General features: G+C 36.9%; 4 protein-coding genes and 1 pseudogene. 4 read left to right on the top strand and 1 reads right to left on the bottom strand.

All coding sequences use genetic code 11. The features are described from left to right. Window positions 1–101: 101 nt before the first annotated feature. From ACSC97_RS17530 to htpG, 4 genes and pseudogenes are all read left to right on the top strand, one after another. A pseudogene (locus tag ACSC97_RS17530) lies at window positions 102–1,226 on the top strand (Na+/H+ antiporter family protein); the annotation flags it as partial. 452 nt (window positions 1,227–1,678) lie between these two features. Next, the gene (locus ACSC97_RS17525; RefSeq protein WP_436662222.1) at window positions 1,679–2,263 is read left to right on the top strand and encodes an OmpW/AlkL family protein; all 585 of its coding nucleotides are present in this window, start codon (window positions 1,679–1,681) and stop codon (window positions 2,261–2,263) included. A 120-nt stretch (window positions 2,264–2,383) separates the two neighbouring features. Further along, window positions 2,384–2,734, top strand: a complete 351-nt coding sequence (locus tag ACSC97_RS17520) for a lysozyme inhibitor LprI family protein (RefSeq protein ID WP_099949309.1) — start codon at window positions 2,384–2,386, stop codon at window positions 2,732–2,734. A 118-nt stretch (window positions 2,735–2,852) separates the two neighbouring features. Next, on the top strand, window positions 2,853–4,772 hold the full coding sequence (htpG, locus tag ACSC97_RS17515) for a molecular chaperone HtpG (protein ID WP_436662220.1): 1,920 nt from the start codon (window positions 2,853–2,855) through the stop codon (window positions 4,770–4,772). A gap of 95 nt (window positions 4,773–4,867) precedes the next feature. Here htpG and ACSC97_RS17510 read toward each other — a convergent pair whose 3' ends face one another. Beyond that, window positions 4,868–5,989 carry a hypothetical protein gene (locus tag ACSC97_RS17510; protein WP_436662218.1) on the bottom strand — a complete coding sequence of 374 codons (1,122 nt, stop codon included), beginning with the start codon at window positions 5,987–5,989 and terminating at the stop codon, window positions 4,868–4,870. Window positions 5,990–6,189 lie beyond the last annotated feature (200 nt).

Below are 6,189 nucleotides of genomic sequence, written 5' to 3'. Positions count from 1 at the left end.
GGCAAAAGAACTTATTTAGACCAATCATCAAAGACTTCATTGATGACTTTATTCTCGATAAAAATCATCTGCTACCACAGAGAATCTATAAATGATAGTGCGTAAGTCCTATTTTATTAACTATTTTGTTAATTGCAGCAATCTTTTCGCAAAACTTAATCCCAGTTCATATCGCTTTTATCCCTGTACTGGTACCTCCATTGCTGAAAGTCATGAACCATCTAAAATTGGATCGTCGTGCGGCAGCATGTGTGTTAACGCTTGGTTTAGTGGGAACATATATTTTCCTGCCTGTAGGTTTTGGTGCGATTTTCCTTGAACAAATTTTGATGGGGAATATTAACAAAATTGGTGCAGCGTATGGTTTGCATGTCGAACGCAGTATGATGCCGATTGGAATGGCTATTCCTGTTTTAGGAATGGTTCTTGGTACGCTTGTGGCAGTGTTTGTGAGTTACCGTAAGCCACGAGAATATGTAGATCGTACAATCACAACGGTAAAAACTATTGATTTAGATAAACCATTGCGTACAACATCTCAAGTTGAGCATGATCTCAAAGCCGATGCTGAAGAGCTTCGACATGAAGCAGAAAATGTACCGACAATTTCTAAGAAAACCATGTTTATGGCTTTGCTTGCAATTGTGCTGACTCTGGTTGCACAACTGTATTCTGGTTCTATGATTCTAGGTGGATTAGTTGGATTTGCTGTGCTATCCGCTTCTGGAATTTTTAAATGGCAAGATGCGGATGATGTTTTTGTGCAAGGCATGCGGATGATGGCATTGGTAGGCTTTATCATGATTTCTGCTGCTGGATTTGCATCAGTCATGACGCATACAGGCGATATTAATCAATTGGTAAATGGTGTGGTCAATATCATTGGTGATAATCATGCATTAGCTGCATTTCTGATGTTATTTATCGGCTTATTTGTCACGATAGGGATTGGATCGTCTTTTTCGAGTGTGCCTGTATTGGCTGTTATTTATGTACCGTTGTGTGTGCAGTTTGGGTTTTCACCATTGGCGACGATTGCATTGATCGGTACAGCTGCGGCTTTGGGAGATGCAGGATCTCCAGCATCGGATTCAACTCTGGGACCAACGGCTGGTTTAGGTGTGGACGGTCAACATGATCATATTTGGGATACGGTTGTTCCAACATTTATCCATTTTAATATTCCTCTTTTGATCTTTGGCTGGATTGCAGCCATGATTCTATAATAATCTTTCTAAATAAAGGTCCTGATTAAGGGCCTTATTTTTTGTGAATTAAATCACGTATTTTATTTATTTAATATCTTGGTTATCTGATTTTAAAATAATCATGTGACATTTTTTGTCTCTTTTTTATTCTATTTAAATAATAATGACTTTATATTAAAAATTGTGGTTTTATTATTTTGAAGTAAAATTAAATTCTATTTTTTAAATAAATTTATCTATCTTTATTAGTGGTTAATTCTGACAAAATAGCTAGGTTTTATAGGTATTTATCTTGACTTAAATGGTTTGAATTAAAGTCGCATTACATATTTTAACAATTATATTTTTTTGTTATTCAATGGATTAGATAAATAATTAAAATAGTCGGATTTTATCTCTATTGCATAATAATGTGAACTGGTGTTTATTATATTGGACAAGAACATAATTTTTTAAATGAGGTTATTTAAATGTTAAAGAAAGTTTTAGTGGTCGCATTATTGGGGTTATCTTCAACTGCATTTGCAGGAGGTTTTCAAATTAAAGTGGGTGCGAGTTTAATTGACCCAACAGCAGATACAACGCTTGCACCTGGTGCTACGGTAAAAGGTGATCATGAATTTGCATTTACACCGTCAGTTGAATATTTCTTTGGTGATACACCGTTTTCTGCTGAAGTGTTATTAGCTAATCCTATTAATCACGATGTTTTATTAAATGGTGAAAAGGTTGCAAGTGTGCGCCAATTACCACCAACAATTACAGCAAAATATAATTTTAAAAATTCAACTCATTTCACTCCTTATATTGGTGTCGGTGGTACAGCATTTATTGCATGGCATGAAAAAGGCGTGGCGGATGACGTAAAAAATGCATACGGTGTTGCAGGTCAGTTAGGTTTCAATTTCCAACCTGCTGATGCGAAAAACTGGGGTGTGTACTTTGATGCACGTTATGCAGACATTAGCCCTAAAGTTAAATTAGTTGATGGTACTAAATTTAAATTAGACTTGAATCCAATGGTCTATACCCTCGGTTATAGCTATAAATTCTAAGTCATCTAGTTGTGCAAGCCTCACATTATGTGGGGCTTTTTTTATATTAAAAACCTACATAAAAATAAAAAAACTGCTCGTATGATAAATAGAATTCACTATATTTATGTGTGATTTGATATGAAATTTAAATTAGGGTGTATTGGGTTTATTTTGTTTCCATTATTTATGTCATCTGTGAAAGCTGCTAGTTTTCCATGCCATCAAGCAAAATCAACGGTTGAACATCAGATTTGTAATCAACGAGAATTAAATGATGCCGATGTAAAGTTGGCAACAACTTATCAAATTATCTTGCATGCTCTTCCAATGGGAGGGCGTGATGCTGAAAAAGATAAGCAGTTTCAATGGTTGAAACAGCGTAATCGTTGTGGTGCGAAAACATTATGTTTGAGAAAAGCATATTTACTAAGACAACAACAACTTGATCGTATCCTACAAGATCGCGTGTTGAGTCAGGGACCTTTTTAGCTCACGTAAATTTGAGTGATTTAGATAAAAAATTGCATTTTAAGGATTGAAAAATTTTAGTTATACACCATTCATAGATCATTCCAAATTGATAAGCCTCACAAATAAGGAGTGATTTATGAGTGAACAAGCATCACAAAATTATAGTTTCCAAGCTGAAGTTGCTCAGTTATTGCATTTAGTGACGCATTCTCTCTATTCAAACCCAGAAATTTTCTTACGTGAACTCATTTCGAATGCATCAGATGCATGTGATAAATTACGTTTTGAGGGAATTAATCATCCCGAATATTATGAAAATGATCCAAATTTACGAGTGCGTCTGACTTTAGACAAAGAAAATAAAACGCTTACAATTTCAGACAATGGTATCGGTCTAAGCCAACAAGAAGCGATTGATAATTTAGGTACGATTGCAAAATCAGGTACAAAAGATTTTATGTCTAAGCTGACTGGTGATCAGAAAGCTGATGCGCAATTGATCGGTCAGTTTGGTGTTGGTTTTTATTCAGGTTTTATTGTTGCGGATAAAATCACTGTCGAATCTCGTCGTGCTGGTTTAGCTTCAACAGAAGCGGTACGTTGGATTAGTGGTGGAACCGGTGAGTTTGAGGTTCAAAGCATTGATAAAGCAACACGCGGTACAGATATCATCTTGCACCTACGTGATGATGCACTGGATTATTTAGAATCTTGGAAAGTAAAACAAATCGTTAATAAATATTCTGACCATATTAGCTTGCCAATCGAAATGCAGAAAGAAGTCTGGCAAGAGGAAGAGACTGCTGAGGGCGAAGAGCCTAAAGGTGGTCAAATGGTCAAAACAGATGAATGGGAAGCGATTAACTCTGCGAGTGCATTATGGACACGTAGCAAGAGTGAAATTACTGAAGAGCAGTACATCGAGTTTTACAAAAATTTAAGTCACGACTTTGCAGAACCATTGGCTTGGGCACATAACCGAGTTGAGGGAAGTACTGAATATACGCAATTGTTGTATATCCCAAGTCAAGCGAAACAAGATTTATTTACCCGTGAAGCAAAAGCTGGCATTAAGCTATATGTGAAACGTGTTTTCATCATGGATGAAGCAGATAATTTGATTCCAAATTATTTACGATTTGTACAAGGTGTTGTGGATAGTGCTGATTTGCCATTGAACGTCAGCCGAGAGTTATTGCAAGAAAGCCGTGATGTTAAAACGATTCGTGAAGGGAATGCACGTCGTGTATTAACCTTATTAGATAGTTTAGCTAAATCTGAAGATGAAAAAGATCAAGAGAAATTCAAAAAATTCTATGCGGAATTTGGATCTGTACTAAAAGAAGGTCTAGGCGAAGACTTTGGTAATCGTGAGCGCATTTTGAAATTATTGCGTTACGCAACGTCGACTTATGATGAGGTTGTTACGTCTTTTGCTGACTACAAGTCGCGTATGAAAGAAGGTCAGAAGGCTATTTATTATGTGACGGCTGAAAGTTTGAGTGCTGCTAAAAACTCTCCTCAGCTTGAAGTATTTAAGAAAAAAGGCATTGAAGTATTGCTGATGGCAGATCGTGTTGATGATTGGGCGATGAATTTTGTCCATGAGTTCGATGGTACGCCATTACAGAATGTTTCAAAGGGTGCTGTTGACTTAGGCGATTTACAAGATGCTGAAGAGAAAAAAGCGCTTGAAGAGGCAGCTGAGCAGTTTAAACCTGTCGTTGATCGCTTGAGTGCTTCACTCAAAGAGAAAACGAAAGAAGTCCGTGTGACTACACGTTTGGTGGATTCTCCAGCATGCTTAGTCACTAGTGAGGGTGAGCTTTCACCTCAGTTGGTCCGTATGCTTAAACAAGCAGGACAAGCAGTTCCAGAGATTAAGCCTACCCTTGAAATTAACCCTGAACATCCACTGGTGAAAAAGTTAGAAAGTTCTGAGCAATTTGATGACTTAGCCAATGTGATTTTTGATCAGGCTGTTATTGCAGAGGGTGGTTTACCTGAAGATCCAGCAGCATATGTAAAACGAATCAATAGCCTACTATTGAAGTAGTTTTATCTCATCTGATAGCAAAAAACCTCTAAGTGATTAGAGGTTTTTTGCTATGGATAAACTTAAAGTTATCCACAAGAGCGCTGTTAATTTCATCAAAATAAACTTTCAAAGCGAACAAATGTACTCATGTAATGGCTTCGATCTTCACGGTGGTCGTTAAAATAATTGAGATCTCCTTGTACATAGAACCATTCGCGCCAAAGAGGTTGTCGCCAAGATACAAAAGGTCCCCAACTATTTAGACGTAAATCGTTGTTATCGTAATAGCCACCCGTGTAAATACCGTACTTAAAACTATTGTGCGCAAAAAATTGATGTTGGCGGAATGTACGGTTGTCCCATCGTAGATCATCATCTTGTGTATCAGCATAGGTCAAACTGAGTTGATTTGATAAAAAAGGTTGATTGGGGCGTGCGTGAATCAGTTCTAAATTTGTTCGAAGATAGTTTTCACTTTTACTTCCATAGCGATAGATTTGTTCAGCATTGAAATTAAAGTCATGATCTAAATCCCAATATTTTTTTGCTCTCAAACGTAAATAAACATCATCACCAGAGCGAATACCGATATCTGCATCAGTATCAAATGGTAGTCGTTTGGAGAAATTTGACCAACGTAATGCGATCGATCCATTACTGTCTCTAGTTTGTTTTGAATCAAATTTTTTATCAGGATCTTGATTCGGTTGAGTGTTGGTATTGGCAACATTGTTGTCAAACTCATCATCAAGTGAGTCATCACCAAAAACCACACTGAATCTTTTTTCTAAAGTTGGTAGTTTGATTTTTCCGCGTATACGAGGTTTAACCTCATACTGATCATATTTATTCCAATAATTATCAACCAAGACCCGAATGGTAGCTGAAGCAGGCTTTTCTGGATCTACATCTCCAAACCAATCATCAATTTTGACAGAAGTTCGGTCTGCCCAATTCCGAATATCTTTTTGTTTGCGATCAATCCATGTTCTATCTTCTGTTTCTGAAGTTGGTGGAACGATAGGTTGATCAGATTGTTCAGGAAGTATAGTGGGTGTAGCATCGACCCATTTAGGTATATAACTTAATAGATTTGCCGAGTCTGATGCATGAGCTTGTTCACCCTGAACGGATGTTTCTTCAGTGGCGTAAGTGGCTTGAGTTATCACGCCGAATGGAAGAGCCAAAAGTGTTGGAACAAGGGCGATAGGGACCGTTTTAAAAAAAGTATTCATAATTTAAGCTTATATATTGTTCTTCTTTTCACTCTTTATTATTTCGTTATTAAAATCAATATTTAGACACAAAAAACAGCAATTTATCGTAAGCGTCCGCTGAACACACCTTATGAATTCATCCTATAAGCCTTAATTTAGTCCCCACTTAAAAACAAGTGGGGACTAAAATTTATGACTACAAATCACCAGACATCCAT

This window comes from Acinetobacter sp. P1(2025), assembly GCF_051390655.1.
GTDB classification, from domain to species: domain Bacteria; phylum Pseudomonadota; class Gammaproteobacteria; order Pseudomonadales; family Moraxellaceae; genus Acinetobacter; species Acinetobacter junii.
Note: the sequence above shows the minus strand (reverse complement) of the source record. Positions and strands in the feature narration are given on the sequence as shown.